We start from the raw sequence: 22,601 nt of genomic DNA, 5'->3' as shown, positions 1-22,601 counted from the left end.
TATGAGTGACCTTTTGATGATGCTAGGTGATGCAAATACGAGATGGGTTCTGGTTGGGACTATGCTTCTCGGACTTGCTAGCGGTGTGCTGGGAAGCTTTGCCTTGCTTAGAAAACAGAGTTTAATTGGCGATGCAGTTGCGCATGCTGCGTTACCTGGGATATGTATTGCCTTTTTATTTACTGGCGAGAAATCTTTAATCGTTCTTCTAATAGGTGCAACCACTACTGGTTTATTAGCCGCGTATTGTATCCAATTAATTGTTTCTTCTTCGATTATTAAGGAAGATACAGCTATTTGTTTAATATTATCGGTATTTTTTGGATTTGGCATTGTGTTATTAACGAAGGTTCAACAAATGCCTTCAGGTAATAAAAGCGGATTGGATGCCTTTATATTTGGTCAAGCGGCTTCGCTTGTTGGAAGTGATGTGAAGCTGATGGCAGGAGCAGCTGCTATATTAATCATCATTACCATGCTGCTTTTTAAAGAATTTAAAGTATTAACTTTTGATCCTGAGTTTGCAAAGGGTCTTGGACTGCCGACAGGTTTCTTGAATTTCTTATTTTTGTCATTATTAGTTGCGGTAGTAGTCATTGGGATCCAAGCTGTTGGTGTGATATTAATGGCAGCATTATTAATCACTCCTGCAATTGCTGCTCGCTATTGGACGAATTCTTTAAGTAAAATGATTATCATTTCCGGTATATTTGGCGCGATATCAGGAGTTGTCGGAACGCTTATCAGTACGTTTGGTCAAGGATTGCCTACTGGTCCCTTTATCGTTGTTACTGCTACATTCATCTTCTTGGTTTCGATGCTTTTTGCTCCTGAAAGAGGAATCATTGCAAAGAAAATTAAGCAAAACATATACCATAAACAATTGAATAAAGCAGGTGCAAAGGAGGGGATGTCATGAGCTATGAGGCATGGATATTGATCATCGGGTCACTAGCTGGTGTTACATGCGGCATCATCGGATGCTTCCTGATTTTACGGAGACTCTCTATGCTCGCAGATGCGATTAGCCATACTGTTCTCCTTGGGATTGTGCTTGCATTTCTCATAAGTCAAAGCATGAATGGGATGTATATGCTAATTGGTGCGGCTGTGGTTGGCGTTTTGACTGCGGTCTTTGTACAGCTTCTCTCCAGTTCAGGAATCCAAGAAGATGCGTCAATTGGCGTTGTTTTTACATTTTTATTCGCGATTGGAGTCATTTTAATTACTGTATTTGCCGACAATGTGCACTTAGATGTTGATCATGCATTAATGGGCGAAATTGCTTTTGTACCATTTGATTTAGTTCAGTTAGGATTTTTACCACCGTTGCCAAAAGCATTTTTAATGCTCTCTGCGGTTTTGATCACTAACTTGCTCATTATCGTCTTGTTTTATAAAGAATTTAAGATTACGTCATTTGATCCGCAAATGGCAGCGGCCATAGGCATCCCTGTATTATTCATACACTATTTATTGATGGGGATGGTCTCTATTACCACTGTCGCATCTTTTGATAGTGTTGGAGCAATTTTAGTTGTGGCGATGTTAATTGCACCAGGGGCATCAGCGTACCTTTTAACAAATAAGTTAACCATCATGCTTTTGCTAAGTGCAGTATTTGGCATTGCTTCAGCTGTATTGGGTTACTATACTGCAAGTTTTCTCGATGCATCCATTTCAGGAAGCATGGCATCTGTGAATGGAATTATTTTTGCTCTCGTGTTCTTATTCTCGCCATCTAAAGGACTTATTTCAAAAAAGTTTACATTTAAAAAATTGAATACAGAGTCTTAAATTGATTAAAAATCAGACCCCGCTCATTCACAAAATAAGAGCGGGCTTTCTTTTGCTTTTAAATGTTTTTTCTGGTGCTTTCACGATTAATTAAGTAAGATGAAACTATATGAAAATATGGAAGTGTGGATAAACGATGAAGTTAATCATTGCAGAAAAACCAGACCAAGGTTTGACGCTCGCCTCAGTTTTTCGGATGAAGAAGCAGCAAGGTTATGTAGAAATCATGCCGAATGATATTTTTCCAGACGGAGCATATGTGACATGGGCTGTTGGGCATTTATGCCAATTATCATCTCCAGAGAAATATGAAGCCAAATGGAAGAAGTGGTCACTTGATACTTTGCCTATCATCCCAGAACAATTTAAATACGAAGTAACAAAAGATAAGGCAAAGCAATTTAATATTATTAAGAAGCTTCTTGCTGCTCCTCAGCTGACAGAAGTGATTCACGCTGGGGATGCCGGGCGAGAAGGAGAGTTGATTATCCGCAATATTTTAAGAATTACAGACTGTCGCCTCCCAATGAAGAGATTGTGGATATCCTCACTCACACCAAAAGCGATTAAGGAAGGGTTCCTCAGTTTACGGGAAGAGTCGGATACTAGAAACCTGTACTATGAAGCATACACGCGAGCATGCGCCGATTGGGTGGTAGGGATGAATGCCTCCCGTTTATATAGCCTCTTATTGCAGCAGAAAGGTTTTTCTGATGTTTTTTCAGTTGGCCGTGTACAGACTCCAACTTTGGCGCTCATAGTTAAAAGGGAAATGGAAATTGACAAGTTTGTTTCAGAACCTTTTTGGGAGGTACAGGCTAAATTCGATATATCTGGAAAAGCATATCTCGGAAAATGGGAAGACAAAGGAGAAACAAGGATTAAAACGAAGCTGCTTGCCGAGAAAATTGCTTCTTTTTGCCATGGTAAGGAGGCTGAAGTTGCAGAAGTTCAAGCAGAGAAAAAGGAATTTTTACCTCCTCTATTATATAATCTTTCGGCACTACAAGCAGATGCAAATCGCCGTTTTAAATTCCCGCCCAAAAAAACTTTAGATGTGCTGCAAAAGCTTTATCAAAAAGGAATGGTATCCTATCCGCGTTCAGATTCTAGGCATGTTACCCCCGGGGAAGCCGAAATGTTTCCGCAAATATTGGAGAAAATTTCAAAGCAAGCAGAATATGCTTCGTTCTTTCCTCTGCCTAAAAATTCCATTATGCATAATAAACGTTATGTAAACGAAAAGAAGGTCACTGACCACTATGCCATTATTCCAACAGAGCAAGTGCCTCGAACTGAGAGATTGTCAGTAGATGAAAAGAAAATCTATGAGCTCGTTGCCAAAAGCTTGATAGCAGCCCATTACGATAAGGCAGTGACTGAGTTTACCACGGTTAGAACGAAAGTTGATGGCAGAGCGGTGTTTATTTCTAAAGGGAAAGTGCAGCTTGAGGAAGGATATCGGAAAGTAATTCCGCAAGTGGACAATGAGAAAGAGACCACATTACCTATTTTAAGGCAAGGCGAAATAGGCAAAACTGTCAAAGCGGAGGTAAAAGAAAGTAAAACCCAGCCTCCGAAAAGATTCACAGAAGGACAGTTAATTACACTAATGAAAACGGCCGGTAAGCATATCGAGGATAAAGAGCTGGAAAAAGTATTGATGAAAACAGAAGGTCTAGGAACGGAAGCTACAAGGGCAGGAATATTAACGATGCTAAAGGATCGAAAATATATTGAAGTAACTAAAAACCTTGTATATGCGACATCCAAGGCAAAAATTTTGATCAACGCGATTGGCGAAGAAATATTAGCTTCTCCAGAGATGACAGCTAAATGGGAACAAAGATTAAAAGAAATATCTGAAGGAAGTGCTTCACCGAAACAATTCATGGAGTTAACGAATAGAATGATTACACACTTGATTAATGCATCAGGAGAGAATGCCGAGAAGTGGACGTTTTCTGCTGAAGATCAGGAAAATTTCACACCTAGGGAATATAAGAAGAAGAGAACCGTGCAGCTAGGAAAATGCATGCTATGTGAAGGGAAAGTACTAGATAAAGGTGAATTCTATGGTTGTTCCAATTATAAGAAAACAAATTGCCGTTTTACTCTTTCAAAAAGAATCATGGGCAAACCCATTACGCAAAAAGCGGTCAAACAGCTTTTGAAAGACGGAGAAACAGAAGTTATTGAAGGATTTAAGAGTAAGGAACGTACATTTGCGGCGTCACTATCATGGGATAAAAGGGAAAATAAGCTCAAATTCAGCTTTCCTGAAAGCAAAATTCTCCCATAGTATCCAAGGATGTCTTGTCTCCTTATTCTATGTGTAGTAAAATTTGAATGATGGTTAAAAAACCGAGTATATTCATGTGAATAATAATAGGCATAGCCTATTTAGCAATTAGATAATTTGTCTAGCAACAGTGCCTTGAGGCTTGGAGATCAATTTCGCACATTATGCAGAGAGAATGGCTTCCCTTCATACTGGCAAGGCTTAATTCTTTGTCTCAAACTCGGTACTAACGCTTTTTTTATGGGAGGGTCCTCATGCCAACACCGAGTATGGAAGATTATATCGAACAAATATATTTATTAATTGAAGAAAAAGGTTATGCCCGCGTATCTGATATAGCGGAAGCGCTATCAGTACATCCTTCTTCAGTAACAAAAATGGTGCAAAAACTCGATAAAGATGAATATCTTGTATATGAAAAATATCGTGGTCTTATTCTAACTTCAAAAGGAAAAAAAATCGGCAAGAGGCTTGTCTACCGTCATGAACTCCTAGAACAGCTTTTAAGAATCATAGGCGTTAAGGAAGAACATATTTATGAAGATGTCGAAGGAATTGAGCATCATCTTAGCTGGGATGCAATCGATCGAATTGGTGACTTAGTGCAATATTTCGAAGAAGACAAATCACGAATCGAAGCGTTAAGAGTCGTACAAAAGAATAATGAAGAATCTTGAAAAACCTGAGGAGACTCAGGTTTTTTTCTTTAGATATCTGTTTATTTTTGTTTAAAAACAAACCTTTTAGGTTATTTTCAATAAAAAAGAGAATCGACCAGACCAGTGAATGAAACTTATTCTCATAATATTACGTATATAATAAAAAGAAGCAGTGAACATACATAAAAAGGGTGATTATATATGGGGCAATTCGAATGGGCAAAAGAATCAGAAAAGCAATGGGGTGAGAGAGCGGATGGATGGAACTCGAGAAGTGAGGAAATGTGGGAAAGTGGAAGCAGGAAGGACATTGCCCCATTTTTCATTAAGCATTTAAATGATGGAAGCAAAGTGTGCGACCTGGGGTGCGGTGATGGATATGGGTCGTTGAAGTTAGCCAGCTCAGGGTTTGAAGTCACTGGCATAGATGTGGCAGAAGTAATGGTGCAAAAAGCAAGAACAGTAAACAAAGGACAATCAGCGACCTTTATAAAAGGAGATATCGCTTCTCTTCCATTTCAAGATGAAGACTTTGATGGAATCTTGGCAATTAATTCATTGGAATGGACAGAAAAGCCCCTGTTGGTATTAGAGGAAATTAAGAGAGTATTAAAACCCGGCGGGCTAGCATGTGTTGGTATTTTAGGCCCGACATCTGGACCTCGCCAAAATAGCTTTCCGCGACTATATGGAGAAGAAGTTATATGCAATACCATAATGCCCTGGGAATTTGAAGCACTTGCGTTACAAATGGATTTTAATAAAGTAGACGAGCTCGGTGTGTATAAGAAGGCGGCAGAACAACTTTCAAAAGGTGCCTTGCCTATTGAATTGAAGCAAGCGTTATCCTTCATGTGGGTATTTCTATTAAGAAAATAAATAAGCGGGGGTAAAATGATGAATCGGTACTCTGTAAATGAGTTTGTAGAAGCGACGAAGCAACAAGATAAAGGTGAAGGGTTATTTGAATTAGAGACACCAAGATTACTAGAAATTAATTTGGACAATCAAGTATGGGCAAAAACAGGAGCGATGATTTCTTATCGCGGAAAAATAAAGTTCGAACGAGAAGGGATTCTTGAGCATGGGATAGGAAAAATGTTCAAAAAAGCTTTCTCAGGAGAAGGTACTGCGCTCATGAAAGCGACTGGCAATGGCAAATTGTACTTGGCCGATCAAGGTAAAAAGATATCAATTTTACAGTTGAATGGTGAATCTATTTATGTCAGCGGTAATGACATATTAGCATTTGAGCCATCTCTTGATTGGGATATAAAACTGATGAAAAAAATAGCAGGGGTACTATCTGGCGGGCTATTCAACATAAGATTGGAAGGACATGGCATGGTGGCGATCACCTCTCATTACGAACCCTTAACCTTGCTTGTTACTCCACATAACCCGGTATATACCGATCCTAACGCAACGGTTGCATGGTCGGGAGATTTGCAGCCGGAGTTTGTCGCAGACGTTTCATTTAAAACCTTTGTTGGGAGAGGAAGCGGTGACTCGTTGCAAATGAAATTCACAGGCAATGGATTTGTTGTTGTTCAACCATACGAAGAGGGTCGCTCGTCTGATGATTCTTAAATGATAGAAGGTGTTATTACAATCTATGAATCTTTTTACAATCACCTTTTATAGCGGATGAGAAGTGAAAATTAAGCTAGTTTGAGAATGAAAAGTTCATTACTTGGACTGTGGATTTCCGCTCCTTATGAAGAGAATCTATTTTTAAGACTTGACTGATTGTTAGGCGACTAATTTGAGGGTATCAAATGAAATCGAGCATCAAACAAGTAGTTAGATGCCCAATTCGATGAGTATCAAATGAAAAAGGGAACCAAACAAGTAGTTAGATGCCCGACTCGATGGGTATCTAATGAAAAAAGGGAACCAAACAAGTAGTTAGATGCCCAATTCGAAGTTATCAAATAAATTTAGGCACTTAACACATAGTTAGCCCCTTAAATTCACAGCTATCCAGCCAGGGCAAGTCGCCCAGCTTAATCTTTTTATCAACTCGTTCACATACAGGGCTTGTGAAAATAACAGGATAAACAAAGGTGTTTAATATCTCAATCTACTAGTGACCCGAAGATAAAGGTTCGAGTCACTTAAATATAAGTCCTCTCTAGTTCAATCAATCCCACTTAAAAGGCGTTTCCTGATACACGTAGTAGTTGAGCCAGTTTGAGAAGAGAAGGTGGGCGTGGGATCGCCATTTGTTGCTTGGTTGTTTTTCTGGATTATCTTTCGGGAAATAATGACGAGGCATATGAATCGCTAGCCCCTTAGCGCGATCACGGTGATATTCCTCTGCCAATGTAGCAGCTTCATATTCTAAATGACCAGTAATCATTATTTGTTTGCCGCTGTTTGCACTCATGATAAAAGCGCCTGCTTCCTCTGAGGCAGATAACAATTTGATGTCTGGATGAGCAATTAAATCCTTCATAGGCACGTTAGTATGTCTTGAATGAGGGGCAACATATTGATCATCAAAACCCCTTAAAAGTTTTTCTGACCAATCCTTAACTGTGTGATTAAACACTCCGAAACATTTATCTGGTAGCTCATATTTATCCACACCGAAGTGATGATATAAGGCTGCTTGAGCACCCCAACAAATGTGAAGGGTAGATGTGACGTTGGTCTTCGTCCATTCCATCATCTCTACAAGTTCATCCCAATAATCCACCTGTCTAAAATCAAGAAGTTCCACAGGTGCACCTGTAATAATCATCCCATCAAATTTTCGATGTTTTATCTCAGGGAAGGTTGTGTAAAATTGTTCTAAATGAAGGGGGCTCGTGTTTTTTGATTGATGCGTTTCTGTTTTTAAAAAGGTAATGTTCACTTGCAAAGGTGTATTTCCTAATAGTCTTAATAAATGAGCTTCCGTTTTTTCTTTTTGTGGCATGAGGTTCAAGATAAGAATATTTAATGGCCTGATATCTTGATTTTGTGCCCGATTTTCATCCATAATAAATATATTTTCTTCCTCCAAAATCTCCCTTGCCGGAAGCCCTTGCGGAATTGTAATAGGCAAATGATCATCTCCCAGTCCGAAATTTCAATAAATTCATTATAAAGACGATTACGCGCTGGGGCAATGATTATGTTTTGAAAAATAGATAATAGTTCCTCAAATCGAATGACTCAAAATAGATAAATATTTTTCGTGATGAAAGTGATACAATAGTAAGGTGTTTAGTGCAAAGTTCTGTATACATAGGAGGACAAACATGAACCTAATAAAATCTGATATAGAAATCGCTCAAGCTGCCTTAATGAAACCGATTAAAGAAATCGGCAAAAAAATTGGACTTGGGGAAGATGATCTTGAGTCATTTGGAAAATATAAAGCGAAATTATCGACAGACGTATTAAATAGATTAAGTGAGAAGGAAAGTGGAAAGCTTATCCTTGTCACAGCGATAAACCCAACTCCTGCAGGAGAGGGTAAATCCACAGTAACAGTTGGTTTAGGAGATGCGTTAAATAAATTAGGCAAAAACGCAATGGTCGCTATGCGTGAGCCTTCACTCGGACCGACGATGGGATTGAAGGGTGGAGCGGCTGGAGGCGGATATTCTCAAGTACTGCCGATGGAAGACATAAACTTGCATTTTACTGGTGACCTCCATGCGATTACCTCAGCTAATAATGCTTTAGCGGCATTGATTGATAATCATCTTCAGCAAGGTAATGAGCTGCGTATAGATCAAAGAAGGATTGTGTGGAAAAGAGCACTAGATTTAAACGATCGCGCGTTGCGTAAAGTAATAATTGGTCTAGGCGGTCCAGTACAAGGTGTACCGCGGGAAGATGGCTTTGATATCACAGTTGCTTCAGAAATTATGGCAGTTCTCTGTTTAGCGACAGATTTGCCAGATTTAAAAGAAAGACTGGGAAAAATGGTAATCGCATATAATGTGGACCGGAAGCCGGTAACCGTTAAAGACCTTGGTGTTGAAGGTGCCTTGACACTTTTATTAAAAGAAGCGGTCAAACCGAATCTTGTTCAGACGATTGAACACACACCGGCGCTTATTCATGGAGGGCCCTTTGCAAATATTGCCCATGGATGCAATAGTGTAATTGCGACAAAGGCTGCAGTGAAACTTGCTGACTATGTGGTAACAGAAGCAGGGTTTGGTGCCGATCTAGGTGCAGAAAAATTCCTTCATATTAAAGCAAGAAGCGCTGGCATAAAGCCAGAAGCAGTTGTCATTGTAGCTACAGTGAGGGCATTGAAAATGCACGGAGGGTTGCAAAAGAATGAGCTGGCGAGCGAAGATATTGAAGCATTAACATCAGGATTTGCTAATCTGAAAAAACATGTGGAAACAATCGAAAGCTTTGGTTTACCTTTTGTCGTTGCCATTAACCGTTTTATTGCAGATACAGATAACGAGCTAAAAGTTTTAAGCGCTTTATGTGACCAATATGAAATTCCGCATGCAATTACTGAAGTATGGGAAAAGGGTGGAGATGGCGGAGTGGATCTTGCAAAGAGAGTATTAGGTTTAATAGAAATGCAAGAGTCCAACTTTAAACCGCTATACAACCTGGAACTTCCACTTGAAGATAAAATAAAAACAATTGCGCAAAAAGTTTACGGAGCAATAAATGTGGACTTTTCAGCAAAAGCGAGAAAACAACTTCACGAATTTGCTGAGCATGGTTGGGATCAACTGCCAATCTGTATGGCAAAAACGCAATATTCATTGTCAGACGATCCAAAAAAATTAGGAAGACCAGAATCTTTTATTATCACCATTAGAGAGCTTAAGCCTTCTATTGGTGCTGGCTTTATCGTTGCCTTAACCGGAGATGTCATGACAATGCCTGGATTACCTAAATCACCAGCGGCTTTAAAAATGGATGTTAATGAAAAGGGACAAGCCATCGGTTTATTTTAAATCATCAACAAAAAGGTGTCTCATTTGTTAAAAGTGGCACCTTTTTTTAAAAAAAGGAATGATTGAATGTTTGATCCTACTGCTTTTGAAAATCTAAGGGTTGTATTAGAAGGGCATATTTATGATCATGACTTATCAGGAGATATTAGCATCATTGACCGCAATGATGTTTTTAACTCATCTAAACTATCCCGACAATTTGATCTTTCTTTTACAAATGATAAGCGGAATGACAAAGACCTATACTGCCAGGTTATTCTGAAGGCAGATCTTGCTAATCTTGCTGCAGAACTGCTGCCGAATGATAAAAGCGGTTACTTAGCCGGTTGTAAACTAGCCGTTCATTTTATAACGGTTCATCGAAATGATCCCATATTAATAAAGGAAACGAGAAGAATCGTAAAATCTGTATGGGGTGAGGATAGAATTGTTAATCAAATCATTAAGCAAAATACAGCAAATGATATAAATAGAATTGAAAATGACATATCCGTTACGTTTAACCGATTAATATCCGAAGATCAGATCGATGATGTAATAGCCATGTTTAACCATATGCTAGAAACCCTTCATCATCTTGAGGTAGCCGTCGACTGAGTAAGTTCTAAGCCACCTGCGGCTGCATCCTCTCTACTTTACTCGTGCATGATGATTTTTGTAAGCGTTATATTCATTAAAAATAAATTGTTTTGTCAGAACAATGATAGTGGACAATTCGCCATGTGTTTTATGATTATTCAAGATATTCAGGATAAGGGCAGGGCTTGTCAGTGCAGAATCATAAAGCGTGTATTTTTGTTATCAGCCGAGGAAAGGGACGATTGAAGCTGATCGTATGGTCATTTCTAATATGCATAAAAAGGAATGCCGCCGGTGGAAGCGGGTGCTCATTTAGGTACAGTTGTACAAAAGCAGCTGAAGTATCAAGCAAGTGGAGTGACGCTGGTCAGTAAAATAAGACAAGAGGGAAGCAACAATTAAGGGGTTGTTTCTCGCGTTTTAAAAGTGCTTATCGGCACTTTTTTTATTTTTCTCTTTTTAAATTTTGCAGCAATCGGATGGAAACATTTCTTGTCTTGGGTCTTCATGTTACAATTAGAAGTTAGAAATATAGGCAGGTGTAGAACAATGAACGAAAAAGCACTCATTCATACAACAGAAATGTTTGTAAAAAAGGCACTTGAATCAGATTCGACAGGACATGATTGGTATCATATCAGACGGGTACGCAATCAAGCCCTATACATATGTGAAAAAGAAAAGATAGGCAATAAGTTTATTATAGAGATGGCTGCATTATTGCATGATATTCCAGATGATAAGCTAAATAGCTCTAAAGAGGAAGGGGAACAAAGACTTAATCACTTTCTGGGTTCCCTCGAGTTAGCTGAAGGATTATCTCGAGAGATAATCGCTGTTATTGCATCAGTATCCTATAAAGGCGGCGGGCAAGTCCACGATTTAAGCGATGAAGCAAAGGTTGTTCAAGATGCTGATCGCCTTGACGCCATTGGTGCGATGGGCATTGCCAGGACATTTGCATATGGCGGAGCGAAGGGCCAGCCAATGTATGATCCATCCCTGGCAGTGAGGGAGCGAATGACCGAAAAGGAATACAGAGATGGTAAATCCTCCTCAATCAACCATTTCTATGAAAAACTTTTGAAATTAAAGGATTTACTTAATACAAATACAGCAAGAGAGATAGCTGAAAGTCGGAACCGGATTATGGAAGAGTTTTTAGCTGAATTTTATAAAGAATGGAAGGGTCAATTATGAATATGATCACACTAGAAAATGTGACAAAAACATATGGGGAAAAAGAGTTATTCAACGGCATTTCCTTTACGATTGCAGAGAAAGAACGAGTTGGGCTTATCGGGGTAAACGGAACTGGGAAATCCTCGCTTCTTAAAATCGTGGCAGGTATTGACCAACCTGATTCTGGGGAAATCATTGCACCGAAAAACTACACGGTTGCTTACTCAGAACAAGAGCCTCAGCTCGAGAACACTTTAACCGTATTAGACCAAGTTTTTGCAGGAGAGGCACCTATTCTTGTTCTTCTCCGGGAGTACGAGCAAACGCTAATAGAGTTAAATTCAAGCCCTGACAATTCAATGATCCAAGAGAAGTTATTTGAATTACAAAAAAAATTGGATGCAACTAACGGCTGGGAAGCAAGTACGAATGCCAAAACAATTTTAACAAAGTTAGGGATAGAAGATTTTAATAAGAAAGTTGGAGAGCTTTCAGGGGGTCAAAGAAAGCGGGTTGCGCTTGCACAAAGCTTAATTCAATCAGCAGATCTTCTGATTCTCGATGAGCCAACAAACCACCTTGATTATGAATCAGTCAAATGGCTTGAAGAGTATTTATCTAGATACGAAGGCGCGCTGATACTGGTAACGCATGATCGTTATTTTCTAGATCGTGTTACCAATCGGATGTTTGAGTTGGATGGTGGAGAACTATTTAGCTATAAAGGGAATTATGCGGCATTTTTAGAAGCGAAAGCTGTAAGAGAAGAAAATCTGGCAGCGACGATTGATAAACAAAGAAACCTCTATCGCAGGGAATTAGAGTGGATTAGACGCGGTGCGAAGGCAAGAACAACGAAGCAAAAGGCAAGAATTCAGCGTTTCGATCAATTGGATGACAAGTTGGCAGGAGTCAAATCAACGGAAAAAATGGATATGTCATTAAATGGAAGTAGATTAGGCAAACAGGTATTTGAATTAAAGGATGCAACTAAAGGTTATCCAGACCAAACGATCCTAAATCATTATGATCTGCTTATTAAGCCAGGAGACAGGATTGGGATTATTGGCAGGAATGGGACAGGGAAATCAACCCTGTTAAATATTTTAGCTGGGAAAGTTACGCTTGATTCCGGCGAAAGAATCATTGGTCAGACCGTAAAAACTGCTTATTACACACAAGAAAGTGAAGATATGGATCCTAATAAGCGTATGGTGGAATATTTAAAGGAAACCGCTGAGATGGTAGAGACATCTGATGGTAAAACAATTTCCGCTGCGCAAATGCTTGAACGCTTTTTGTTTCCTTCCTATTCTCATGGCACACTGATTAGAAAATTATCTGGCGGGGAAAAACGAAGATTGTATTTGTTGAAAATCCTAATGTCTGCCCCTAATGTTCTTTTACTGGATGAACCAACGAATAATCTTGATACACAAACATTAACTGTGCTAGAGGATTATCTAGAAGATTTTCCGGGTGTGGTTATAACAGTTTCCCATGATAGGTATTTCCTTGATAAAGTAACTGAACAACTGATCATCGTACATGGACAAGGGAAGATTACATCCTTTTACGGGAACTATACAGATTATCTGGATAAGGAAAAGACGGACTCGAGTTCATCCGAGAAAAGCATCCAGCCAAAACGAGCAGATACACCAAAACCAAAGAAGAAAAGAATGTCATATAATGAGACCCGAGAATGGGAACAAATAGATGAAAAGATCGCTGCAATTGAAAACCGCCTGGAGGAAATTGCTGCAGAGATGGCAGGAACCGGAAGCGATTTCGAAAAAGCTCAGACACTGATGGATGAAGAAACGAAATTAAATGAAGAGCTTGAATACTCGATTGAACGTTGGAGCTACTTATCTGAACTGGCAGATGCATAATAAAAGCGCGGGCGACTTGCTCACCCTCAGTCATAGCATAAAGACGAGCCTCAAGGAAAGGTGTTTTCTTTACCTTTCTGGAAGGATTAGCTTATGACTCGAGGAGGAGGCGTTGGAGCTGGTCATTTTTCTAACATGAAAAATTTTATACCTTCTTATCTCTTAAACAGCAAAAGCTAATTGAATGATACACAAAAGACAATATGTTAAAATAATACCATTCTACTTACGATGTAAAGGGTGATAACTTTGTTGATAAAAGCGATAGAACCTACGCCAAGTCCTAATACAATGAAAGTCATTTTAGATAAAGAGCTTCCGATGGGGACGAGCAATAACTATAAAAAAGAAACTGCTGAAGGTGCGCCTCAAGTAATCAAGGATATTCTGGAGATAGAGGGCATCAAAGGTGTATACCATGTGGCCGATTTCCTTGCTGTGGAAAGGAACGCGAGATTTGATTGGAAGGAGCTACTTCCACAAGTGAGAAACGCTTTCGGAGAAGAAAGTGAAACAAATCACCAGGGAGCAGTAATTGATGAACATTTCGGTGAAGTGCAAGCGTTCGTCCAAGTGTATAAGGGAATTCCGATGCAAGTGAAATTAACTGATGGGACGGAGGAAAAACGCTTTGGTCTGCCTGACCGCTATGTTAAGGCAGTTGGTCAAGCGCAAAACCCTGATGATAATGTGGTTGTTGTAAGGAAGTGGAAAGAGCTTGGCGTTCGATACGGAGATTTTGAACAAGTAGGAAATGAGGTCGTTGATGAAATTCTAGCAGCTTATCCGGAAGATAGAATTAATCAGTTAGTAGAAATGGCTAATAATCCCGAAAGTTTGGAGGGAAGTAAAGCCAAGGAACGGCTAAAACTGACAGTGCAAGATCTTGAAGATGAAGATTGGCGCGTTCGGTACCAAAAATTAGAGCAAATGGATGACCCTACACTAGAGGATCTTCCGCTGCTCGATAAAGCGCTGGAAGATGAAAAAGCTTCCGTTAGGAGACTGGCAACGGTTTACTTAGGGATGATTGAAGACAGCAAAGTCCTACCCTACCTATATAAAGCGCTCAAAGATAAGACAGTAACGGTTAGAAGGACTGCAGGCGATTGCCTTTCCGATTTAGGATTTAAAGAAGCAATGACTGAAATGATGGAGGCTTTAACTGATAAGAGTAAGCTTGTCCGTTGGAGAGCGGCAATGTTTCTTTATGAAGCTGGGGATGAAGCAGCCCTGCCTGCATTAAAAACAGCTGAAAACGACGATGAATTCGAAGTAAGCTTGCAAATCAAACTTGCCATTGAACGGATAGAACAAGGCGAAGAAGCTAAGGGCTCAGTTTGGAAGCAAATGACAGAGTCGCGGAAAAATTAATATGTATACCAAGCCTAAGAGGAAATCTCTTAGGCTTGTTTTTTTCTTTAAAAACCAGTTATAACATAGCCTTGTCAAACAACGGCATTCCGGCAAGGTATACGGGAATTCTAATTTCAAATCCGAGATTAAACCGTCAGTAGCGGAGAATTGCAGGTATTCCAAGCTTGAAGCCGAGATTATAGCGTCAATAGCGGAGAATCGTAGGTATTCTAAGCTTGAAGCCGAGATTATAGCGTCAGTAGCGGAGAATCGGGGTTATTCTAATCTTAAAGCCGAGATCAAAGCGTAAATAGCGGAGAATCGTAGTTATTCTAATCTTAAAGCCGAGATCAAAGCGTCAGTAGTGGAGAATCGTAGGTATTCTAATCTCAAATCCGAGATTATAGCGTAAATAGCGGAGAATCGTAGTTATTCTAATCTTAAAGCCGAGATCAAAGCGTCAGTAGCGGAGAATCGCAGTTATTCTAATCCCAAAGCCGAGATCAAAGCGTCAATAGCGGAGAATCGCAGTTATTCCAATCCCAAAGCCGAGATCAAAGCGTCAATAGCGGAGAATCGCAGTTATTCTAATCCCAAATCCGAGATCAAAGGGTCAATAGCGGAGAATCGCAGTTATTCTAATCCCAAATCCGAGATTATAGCGTCAATAGCGGAGAATCGCAGTTATTCTAATCCCAAATCCGAGATTATAGCGTCAATAGCGGAGAATCGCAGTTATTCTAATCCCAAATCCGAGATCAAAGCGTCAGTAGCGGAGAATCGCAGGTATTCTAATCCCAAAGCCGAGATCAAAGCGTCAATAGCGGAGAAACGTAGGTATTCTAATCCCAAAGCCGAGATCAAAGCGTCAGTAGCGGAGAATCGCAGGTATTCTAATCCCAAAGCCGAGATTAAAGCGTCAATAGCGGAGAAACGTAGGTATTATAATCCCAAATCCGAGATCAAAGCGTCAATAGCGGAGAATCGCAGGTATTCTAATCCCAAATCCGAGATCAAAGCGTCAGTAGCGGAGAATCGTAGTTATTCTAATCTTAAAGCCGAGATCAAAGCGTCAATAGCGGAGAATCGCAGTTATTCTAATCCCAAAGCTGAGATTAAAGCGTCAATAGCGGAGAATCGCAGGTATTCCAATCCCGAATCCGAGATCAAAGCGTCAATAGCGGAGAACCACTAGTAACTACAAACAAACAAGAAGTTAAAATGTGAAATAATAAAAACTTCATTAAATTGAAGATGGATATTAACTGATTTTCATGCATTTTCCTTTCGTAATAAACCGTTTTACCGTTTTAAAGCGAAAAATAATACAAATTTATCGAAAATTATTGCAAATCAATCAATAAAGTAATATATTTGAAAGAAAATAATCCGGGGGAGGAAACAATCATGTCAAAAGATTTGAGAACACGCAGCTATGTAATTAGCGATGATGAAAAAAGAGCACCTAACCGGGCTATGCTACGCGCGGTTGGTTTTGCTGATGAAGATTTTAAGAAACCGATGATCGGGATCGCCAGTACTTGGAGTGAAGTAACTCCTTGCAACATACATATTAATGACCTTGCAGTTAAAGCAAAAGAAGGTGCACGTGAAGCAGGCGGAGCACCAATGATATTTAACACGATTACCGTTTCAGATGGCATTTCAATGGGTACAGAAGGTATGCGCTATTCATTGCCATCACGTGACTTAATAGCTGATTCCATTGAAACGGTTGTTGGCGGTGAATGTCTTGATGGGTACGTAGCAATTGGCGGATGTGATAAAAACATGCCTGGCTGTATGATTGCCATTGCCAGAATGAACTTGCCATCTCTCTTTGTATATGGTGGAACAATTAAGCCAGGAAAACTTCATGGTGAAGATATTGATATCGTTTCTGTATTTGAAGGGGTAGGTCAATTTAACGGAGGCAGCATCGATAAGGATGAGTTAACAAAAATTGAATGCCATGCATGTCCAGGATCAGGCTCATGCGGTGGTATGTATACAGCGAACACAATGGCAAGTGCTATCGAAGCGCTCGGTATGAGTCTTCCGGGCAGTTCTTCTAACCCTGCTGAAACAGATGAAAAACGGAATGACTGCTTTGAAGCGGGACAAGCTGTTTATCGCCTGATGGAGCAAGAAATACTTCCACGGGATATTTTGACAAAGAAAGCATTTGAAAATGCCATTACAGTTGTTATGGCACTAGGTGGGTCTACAAACGCCATCCTGCATTTAATGGCAATCGCACATGCTGCTGAAGTTGACTTATCACTTGAAGACTTCAATCGTATGCAGGAAAAGGTGCCTCATCTTGCCGATTTGAAACCAAGCGGAAAATACGTTATGCAGGATCTTCATAATATCGGTGGAGTACAATCTGTAATGAAGATGCTTCTTGCAGAAGGCTTGCTCCATGGGGATTGCCTAACTGTAACTGGTAAAACACTTGCAGAAAACTTGGCAGAAACAAATGATTTGCAAGAAGGACAAAAAATCATTCGTCCTGTTTCAGAACCATTAAGAGACAACGGCCCGCTTGTTGTATTAAAAGGAAATCTTGCACCAGCTGGAGCGGTAGCAAAGGTTTCAGGCTTAAAGGTCAATCGAATGACTGGACCAGCGAAGGTTTTTGATGATGAAGAATCTGCAACAGAAGCGGTAATGAGCGGTGAAATAAAAGACGGTGATGTACTTATTATTCGCTATGAAGGACCAAAAGGTGGACCGGGAATGCCGGAGATGCTTTCCATTTCAGGCATCCTTGTCGGAAAAGGGCTTGGGGAAACAGTTGCTTTATTAACGGATGGTCGATTCTCAGGCGGCTCTCATGGCTTTGTGATTGGACATATCGCTCCGGAAGCACAGGTTGGCGGTCCAATAGGTTTGGTTCAAAGTGGAGATATTATTACAATCGATAGTGAAACGAAGGAAATTTCTGTTGAGCTTTCTGATGCAGAGTTTGAGAAAAGAAGAGAAAATTGGGCACCGCCAGCATTGCCGAAAAGGGGTTCACTTGCGAAGTATGCACGAGTGGTTTCTTGTGCATCAAAAGGTGCAGTAACAGATTTCTTTGAAGAAGAGGAAAGCCTCTCATTGAAAAATAATCAGGGATCGTTATCAGAGGTATAATACTAACTGCCTGGCCTGTTGATCTATGTAATTGCAAAGCAAGCTGAAATTGTAGTATGCTTACAGTGCAAAAACATGAAAGGGAGGTATGATGAAGATGTCAATGGCATATGAAGAATATATGAAACAAGTGGTAAAACCGATGCGTGCAGAGCTTGTTCAATCTGGATTCCAAGAGCTAACTACAAGTGAAGATGTTGAACTGTTCATGGAGAAAACAGATGGAACTTCATTAATAGTTGTGAATTCTGTTTGTGGTTGTGCAGCAGGACTAGCAAGACCGGCAGTTACTCAAGCAGTATTAAATGCTGAGAAGAAACCCGATCAGCTAGTGACTGTATTTGCTGGTCAAGATAAAGAAGCTACAGCGAAAATGAGAGAATATTTTGAGGGAATTGAACCTTCCTCACCATCTATGGCTCTGATGAAAGGGAAAGAAGTTGTGCATTTTATTCCGCGTCATGATATTGAGGATCACTCAATGGAAGAAATCATGGATAACTTACTTGTAGCGTTCAATAATCATCTATAATTTAGAAAGGGGGTATCTGCTGATACTCCTTTTTCTATGGTAATATAGTTTAAATAGATTTATTTTTAAAGTAGGTGCATAGATGTTTATTACTACCTCTGGAAGAACGAATGAATCGAAGATAGCCGAGGCGAAACAAATCGCAGGAAAACTAAATGTTAAATATGTTGCCCGGAATAAATCTTCTGTTACCGAGCTGCAGGAACGAGAAGAAACAGATTGTTTTGTGGTTGGCAAAAACAGGCTTGAAATATACGCCAAGGGTAAGACCCAGCCTTTCTTTTTCCACCCAAGCTCCGCAATGTTCCGAATGAAGAGATTAAAACGCGATGAGCACGATCCATTGATTGAAGCAACTAATTTAGGATTGGGAAAAACACTGCTTGATTGTACACTTGGGCTGGCATCAGACAGTATTATTGCAAGTTTTGCAGTAGGTCATACCGGTAAAGTGACGGGTCTTGAGGGCAACCCTGCTGTCGCGTATATAGTAACGGATGGTTTGCATAAATGGGATACAGGCGATAGAGAAATGAATGAAGCGATGAATAGAGTGGAAGTGATTAACACGCATTCGCTGCCATATTTGCAAGAACAGCCTGATAATAGTTATGATTGCATCTATTTTGACCCAATGTTTGAAACAGATATTCCTGAATCAGAGGGAATCGGTGCGTTAAGGGGATTTGCTGTGTATGAGGGGCTGACAGAGGCGCTTGTACAAGAGGCTTTAAGGGTAACAAGGGATAGAGTAGTGTTGAAGGATCACTTTCGCAGCAGTCGTTTTGACCAATTTTCATTCGAGGTTTATAAAAGAAAAACGGCGAAATTTCATTATGGGATACTCAAAAAGAAATAAAAAAAGGAATGAAGCATCAATTGCTCCATTCCTGTCATTAATCTGCAAATGAAAGGTAAACGAAATATATAAGTAATAAAAAACTGCCCCCGACAGCTATCCAGCTTGTGTCCAAACAAATCACCCTCCTTTATTGTATGTATCCCCAAAAAATTCTTATATTAATCATGCTTAATGATTATATTTATTATATCAGATTATGGTAGAATACAGGTATAAGAGAATAATAGTGAGGAATAATTATGAATATAAAAATGGCAACAAGAATGCAGTCATTTCAAGAAAGCATTTTTTCAGAACTAGCAGAGATCAAACATTCGAAAATTTCTAAAGGTATCTCAATGATTGATTTAAGTGTTGGAAGCCCTGATCTCCCACCGCCTTCATACATAACAGCGGCGATGAGTGAAATGACAAGTAACCCTCATTTATACGGCTATACATTAAAGGGTACTGATGCGTTTCATGAAGCGGTCACTAAATATTATCATCGCAAATATCAGGTGGATCTTGATTTAAAAAAAGAGGTAACACTTCTTATGGGATCTCAAGATGGTTTAGTCCATTTGCCGATGGTTCTATGTGACCCAGGGGATATTGTGCTTGTTCCGGATCCCGGTTATACCGCTTATGAAGCAGGTGTAAACTTAGCTGGCGGTCAGCTTTATCCGATGCCATTAAAAGAAGAAAATGACTTTTTACCGGAATTTACGGAAGTTCCGATTGAGGTGTGTAAAAAAGCAAAATTGATGATCCTTAATTACCCAGGTAATCCAGTGCCAGCACTTGCTACTGAAGCATTTTTTAAAGAAGCGATTGCATTTGCAAAAGAACATAATATTGTTATTTTGCATGATTTTGCCTATTCGGAGCTCTATTTTGAGGAAAGACCAATCAGTTTCCTATCTGTAGATGGGGCGATGGATGTTGGAATTGAAATGAATTCTTTGTCTAAAAGTTTTAATATGGCAGGCTGCAGAGTGGCATATGCTGCAGGAAACAAAGAAGTTATAGCCCTTTTAAGCAATCTAAAATCCAATTTGGATTATGGCGTATTCTATCCTATCCAAGCTGCTGCAGCACAAGCATTAACGGATGAATCTGATTTTTTGGATAATCTGAGACGCGTTTATAAAACAAGAAGAGATTTGTTTGTGAATGGATTGAGGGAGCTTGGCTGGAATGTGGCTATGCCTAAGGGCTCCATGTTCATTTGGGCAAAGCTGCCTGAAGGTTTTGAATCAAAGGCATTTGCATTGGAACTAATAGAACGGGCAAATGTGGTTGTAACTCCAGGCAATGCCTTCGGAAAATGGGGAGAAGGCTTTGTGAGAATGGGAATAGTTCAATCAGAAGAGACATTATTAGAAGTCGTTCAACGCATTCAAAAAAGCGGAATTTTAACGGGGGTTCATACAAAATAGGTTTTGGAGGTGACTTAGATGCCTAAATGGCTGCGCAAATCGTTGGTTGTCATGGTAACCATCTTGACATTTGGAATGGTTACCCCATCACAGGATTTATTATTTGAGAATACGAATTCAGATAAGTCGCCAAAAAAGGCTATTTTTTCAGATGGCGACCATCATCATTCGGAATTTGAAACGGAAGAAGATCAGCCATTCATTACTAAGGAGGCATTTATTAGTCAAATGGTAAAAACGGCAGAACAGCAATCATTTGATAAATTTGGTGTGAAAATTAAACCAATGATTGAAAATGAATTCAATGAAATCATTCTTCCTAATATTGAAAAAGCCATTGGGGAAGTGGCCTATCAATTTCCAGAAGAAAGTCTGGTTAACTTGAAGATTTCTGAAACCGCTACAGGCGGAATGTCAGAAAAAATATTTCATATTGCGGATGAAGGGAAAAATGAAGATGTGATACGCTTTCACGTTAGAAGAGATCATCCGCCGCAACAAGGCTATTGGTTTAATTTCCACTATCATACTTATCATGATCAATTTCAAACGCATCATGATCTAGGTGCTATATATTGGGATAAAAACACACCTCCAAAATGGATGAGCTAAATAGCAAAAATAAATATCAATAATCATGAAACTTATTTAAATGTCCACCGTATAACTTATTAAGAGAAACTCTAGCAATATAACAAGGCTGATCCTAGTGATATTTATGGCATGCAGTACATATTAAGCCAAAACATCCATATTTTTCGTATTCTACCTTATCCATTAATGCATGTTAGAATGTGTTAATGGGTGTTTTATCTTAATTGGAGATTTTATCTGATTATGAAAATATTAGATATGAAATAAAAGAGAAACTTGATATATTGATATAGAGGTTTGATATAATTATCTCTAACAAAATAAAATTCATTTATTTCAGGAGGATCTTACACGAATGGCGATTATCGATGGAATTTTGCATACCTACGCCCAATTTTTTAATTGGGAAATGTGGGTAGAGGCTCTATCTAGACCAGAAAGCTGGGCACTAATTGGTACTCTGGTTATTTTAGAAGGGCTATTATCAGCTGACAATGCACTAGTATTGGCAGTAATGGTTAAACATCTTCCGCCCCAGCAGCGAAAGAAAGCTTTGTTTTATGGATTGTTAGGTGCATATTTCTTCCGTTTCTTAGCCATAGGAGTCGGTGTTTATTTAATAGAATTTTGGTGGATAAAAGTGCTTGGAGCAGGCTATCTAGCATGGCTGGCCATCAAGTATTTCATAGATAAGAAAAGAGCTGAAGAAGCCGGTGACGAAGAAGAACTAAAAGGTATTAATCAACGAGGTCTGCTGATTCGTTTATTTGGTACATTTTGGGGAACGGTTATCGCTGTTGAATTAATGGATATTGCATTTTCTATCGACAGCATTTTAGCGGCACTTGGTGTCAGTCAAGAAATCTGGGTTCTTCTAGTCGGTGGTATGTTAGGTATTATCATGATGCGTGGAGTGGCAGGGGTGTTCCTAAGGCTGATCGATCGTGTTCCAGAATTGGAAACAAGCTCATATATCCTGATTCTATTGATCGCGTTAAAGATGTTACTAAGCGCAGCAGGTATTCATATTGATCACATCTATTTCTTCTTCGTTCTTATCATTGTATTTGCAATCACGTTTATTGTGCATGCAAGGAATAAGAAAAAAGAAGCTACAGGTTGAATGAAAAGAGAATAATAGAGTAGACATCAAGTGTGGAAAAAGGGACTGACGATTGTGTCATCTCCCTTTTCTTTTATTCATTTTAAATAAAATAGTAAAATTACGTTCATATTAATGGGTCTGCAGTTGGATAAGAGATCAGTATATCCAGTGATTTTCCAATAATATAGGACATTTCATATAGCAAATAGATCACGTTAAAACTGATTTATTTGAGAAAGGAGAAGGTA

General features: G+C 39.4%; 18 protein-coding genes and 1 pseudogene. 18 read left to right on the top strand and 1 reads right to left on the bottom strand.

Annotated features, from left to right (window positions below; genetic code table 11):
• Nucleotide 1 precedes the first annotated feature (1 nt).
• The 6 genes from J2S17_RS19025 (at nucleotide 2) to J2S17_RS19000 (ending at nucleotide 6,348) form a co-directional block, all read left to right on the top strand.
• Nucleotides 2-919, top strand: a complete 918-nt coding sequence (locus tag J2S17_RS19025) for a metal ABC transporter permease (RefSeq protein WP_307477353.1) — start codon at nucleotides 2-4, stop codon at nucleotides 917-919.
• Entirely contained in the window at nucleotides 916-1,797 is an 882-nt protein-coding gene (locus J2S17_RS19020; RefSeq protein ID WP_307477352.1) for a metal ABC transporter permease, read from the top strand. The genes J2S17_RS19025 and J2S17_RS19020 overlap by 4 nt, the downstream gene beginning before the upstream one ends.
• Nucleotides 1,798-1,933: 136 nt before the next feature.
• Nucleotides 1,934-4,099, top strand: a complete 2,166-nt coding sequence (locus tag J2S17_RS19015; RefSeq protein WP_307477351.1) for a DNA topoisomerase III — start codon at nucleotides 1,934-1,936, stop codon at nucleotides 4,097-4,099.
• A gap of 254 nt (nucleotides 4,100-4,353) precedes the next feature.
• Nucleotides 4,354-4,776 carry a transcriptional regulator MntR gene (gene mntR, locus J2S17_RS19010; protein ID WP_307477350.1) on the top strand — a complete coding sequence of 141 codons (423 nt, stop codon included), beginning with the start codon at nucleotides 4,354-4,356 and terminating at the stop codon, nucleotides 4,774-4,776.
• A gap of 183 nt (nucleotides 4,777-4,959) precedes the next feature.
• Entirely contained in the window at nucleotides 4,960-5,637 is a 678-nt protein-coding gene (locus J2S17_RS19005) for a class I SAM-dependent methyltransferase (protein ID WP_307477349.1), read from the top strand.
• An 18-nt stretch (nucleotides 5,638-5,655) separates the two neighbouring features.
• Nucleotides 5,656-6,348: an AIM24 family protein gene (locus tag J2S17_RS19000; RefSeq protein ID WP_307477348.1), complete on the top strand. Its 693-nt coding sequence runs from the start codon at nucleotides 5,656-5,658 to the stop codon at nucleotides 6,346-6,348.
• 553 nt (nucleotides 6,349-6,901) lie between these two features.
• Here J2S17_RS19000 and metA read toward each other — a convergent pair.
• Nucleotides 6,902-7,810 (bottom strand): homoserine O-acetyltransferase MetA, encoded by a 909-nt coding sequence (metA, locus tag J2S17_RS18995; protein ID WP_307477347.1) that lies wholly within the window; start codon nucleotides 7,808-7,810, stop codon nucleotides 6,902-6,904.
• A 196-nt stretch (nucleotides 7,811-8,006) separates the two neighbouring features.
• On the opposite strand from metA, the gene J2S17_RS18990 reads away from it, so the two are divergent.
• From J2S17_RS18990 to J2S17_RS18935, 12 genes and pseudogenes are all read left to right on the top strand, one after another.
• On the top strand, nucleotides 8,007-9,686 hold the full coding sequence (locus J2S17_RS18990; protein WP_307477346.1) for a formate--tetrahydrofolate ligase: 1,680 nt from the start codon (nucleotides 8,007-8,009) through the stop codon (nucleotides 9,684-9,686).
• A 66-nt stretch (nucleotides 9,687-9,752) separates the two neighbouring features.
• Nucleotides 9,753-10,283, top strand: coding sequence for a hypothetical protein (locus J2S17_RS18985; RefSeq protein WP_307477345.1), 531 nt, complete (start codon nucleotides 9,753-9,755; stop codon nucleotides 10,281-10,283).
• A 157-nt stretch (nucleotides 10,284-10,440) separates the two neighbouring features.
• Nucleotides 10,441-10,667, top strand: a pseudogene (locus tag J2S17_RS18980) (ethanolamine ammonia-lyase light chain EutC); the annotation flags it as partial.
• Nucleotides 10,668-10,814: 147 nt separating this feature from the next.
• Complete coding sequence (locus J2S17_RS18975) at nucleotides 10,815-11,465, top strand: HD domain-containing protein (RefSeq protein WP_307477344.1); 651 nt, start codon at nucleotides 10,815-10,817, stop codon at nucleotides 11,463-11,465.
• Nucleotides 11,462-13,342 carry an ABC-F family ATP-binding cassette domain-containing protein gene (locus J2S17_RS18970; RefSeq protein ID WP_307477343.1) on the top strand — a complete coding sequence of 627 codons (1,881 nt, stop codon included), beginning with the start codon at nucleotides 11,462-11,464 and terminating at the stop codon, nucleotides 13,340-13,342. The genes J2S17_RS18975 and J2S17_RS18970 overlap by 4 nt, the downstream gene beginning before the upstream one ends.
• Before the next feature lie 249 nt (nucleotides 13,343-13,591).
• Nucleotides 13,592-14,716, top strand: coding sequence for a conserved virulence factor C family protein (locus J2S17_RS18965; RefSeq protein WP_307477342.1), 1,125 nt, complete (start codon nucleotides 13,592-13,594; stop codon nucleotides 14,714-14,716).
• 1,389 nt (nucleotides 14,717-16,105) lie between these two features.
• Nucleotides 16,106-17,839, top strand: coding sequence for a dihydroxy-acid dehydratase (ilvD, locus tag J2S17_RS18960; RefSeq protein ID WP_307477341.1), 1,734 nt, complete (start codon nucleotides 16,106-16,108; stop codon nucleotides 17,837-17,839).
• A gap of 97 nt (nucleotides 17,840-17,936) precedes the next feature.
• The gene (locus J2S17_RS18955) at nucleotides 17,937-18,371 is read left to right on the top strand and encodes a BrxA/BrxB family bacilliredoxin (RefSeq protein ID WP_307477340.1); all 435 of its coding nucleotides are present in this window, start codon (nucleotides 17,937-17,939) and stop codon (nucleotides 18,369-18,371) included.
• An 82-nt stretch (nucleotides 18,372-18,453) separates the two neighbouring features.
• A complete protein-coding gene (locus tag J2S17_RS18950) occupies nucleotides 18,454-19,230 on the top strand; it encodes a class I SAM-dependent methyltransferase (protein WP_307477339.1) in 777 nt (258 codons plus the stop codon).
• A gap of 242 nt (nucleotides 19,231-19,472) precedes the next feature.
• On the top strand, nucleotides 19,473-20,654 hold the full coding sequence (locus J2S17_RS18945; RefSeq protein ID WP_307477338.1) for an LL-diaminopimelate aminotransferase: 1,182 nt from the start codon (nucleotides 19,473-19,475) through the stop codon (nucleotides 20,652-20,654).
• 18 nt (nucleotides 20,655-20,672) lie between these two features.
• Nucleotides 20,673-21,266, top strand: coding sequence for a YpjP family protein (locus J2S17_RS18940; RefSeq protein WP_307477337.1), 594 nt, complete (start codon nucleotides 20,673-20,675; stop codon nucleotides 21,264-21,266).
• Between the two features lie 337 nt (nucleotides 21,267-21,603).
• Nucleotides 21,604-22,371: a TerC family protein gene (locus J2S17_RS18935; protein ID WP_307477336.1), complete on the top strand. Its 768-nt coding sequence runs from the start codon at nucleotides 21,604-21,606 to the stop codon at nucleotides 22,369-22,371.
• Nucleotides 22,372-22,601: the final 230 nt, after the last annotated feature.

It is taken from the genome of Cytobacillus purgationiresistens, assembly GCF_030813235.1.
Lineage (GTDB): Bacteria > Bacillota > Bacilli > Bacillales > Cytobacillaceae > Cytobacillus > Cytobacillus purgationiresistens.
This window is presented reverse-complemented; position numbering and strand designations above follow the sequence as displayed.

Bases quoted from the DNA above. Each gene is read 5' to 3' on its own strand.
- J2S17_RS19015 (WP_307477351.1), top strand. From the start codon at position 1,934: ATGAAGTTAATCATTGCAGAAAAACCAGACCAAGGTTTGACGCTCGCC.
- mntR (WP_307477350.1), top strand. From the start codon at position 4,354: ATGCCAACACCGAGTATGGAAGATTATATCGAACAAATATATTTATTA.
- J2S17_RS18975 (WP_307477344.1), top strand. From the start codon at position 10,815: ATGAACGAAAAAGCACTCATTCATACAACAGAAATGTTTGTAAAAAAG.
- J2S17_RS18970 (WP_307477343.1), top strand. From the start codon at position 11,462: ATGAATATGATCACACTAGAAAATGTGACAAAAACATATGGGGAAAAA.
- J2S17_RS18950 (WP_307477339.1), top strand. From the start codon at position 18,454: ATGTTTATTACTACCTCTGGAAGAACGAATGAATCGAAGATAGCCGAG.
- J2S17_RS18985 (WP_307477345.1), top strand. From the start codon at position 9,753: ATGTTTGATCCTACTGCTTTTGAAAATCTAAGGGTTGTATTAGAAGGG.
- J2S17_RS19005 (WP_307477349.1), top strand. From the start codon at position 4,960: ATGGGGCAATTCGAATGGGCAAAAGAATCAGAAAAGCAATGGGGTGAG.
- J2S17_RS18935 (WP_307477336.1), top strand. From the start codon at position 21,604: ATGGCGATTATCGATGGAATTTTGCATACCTACGCCCAATTTTTTAAT.
- J2S17_RS18955 (WP_307477340.1), top strand. From the start codon at position 17,937: ATGTCAATGGCATATGAAGAATATATGAAACAAGTGGTAAAACCGATG.
- J2S17_RS18990 (WP_307477346.1), top strand. From the start codon at position 8,007: ATGAACCTAATAAAATCTGATATAGAAATCGCTCAAGCTGCCTTAATG.
- ilvD (WP_307477341.1), top strand. From the start codon at position 16,106: ATGTCAAAAGATTTGAGAACACGCAGCTATGTAATTAGCGATGATGAA.
- J2S17_RS19020 (WP_307477352.1), top strand. From the start codon at position 916: ATGAGCTATGAGGCATGGATATTGATCATCGGGTCACTAGCTGGTGTT.
- J2S17_RS18940 (WP_307477337.1), top strand. From the start codon at position 20,673: ATGCCTAAATGGCTGCGCAAATCGTTGGTTGTCATGGTAACCATCTTG.
- J2S17_RS19025 (WP_307477353.1), top strand. From the start codon at position 2: ATGAGTGACCTTTTGATGATGCTAGGTGATGCAAATACGAGATGGGTT.
- J2S17_RS18945 (WP_307477338.1), top strand. From the start codon at position 19,473: ATGAATATAAAAATGGCAACAAGAATGCAGTCATTTCAAGAAAGCATT.
- J2S17_RS19000 (WP_307477348.1), top strand. From the start codon at position 5,656: ATGAATCGGTACTCTGTAAATGAGTTTGTAGAAGCGACGAAGCAACAA.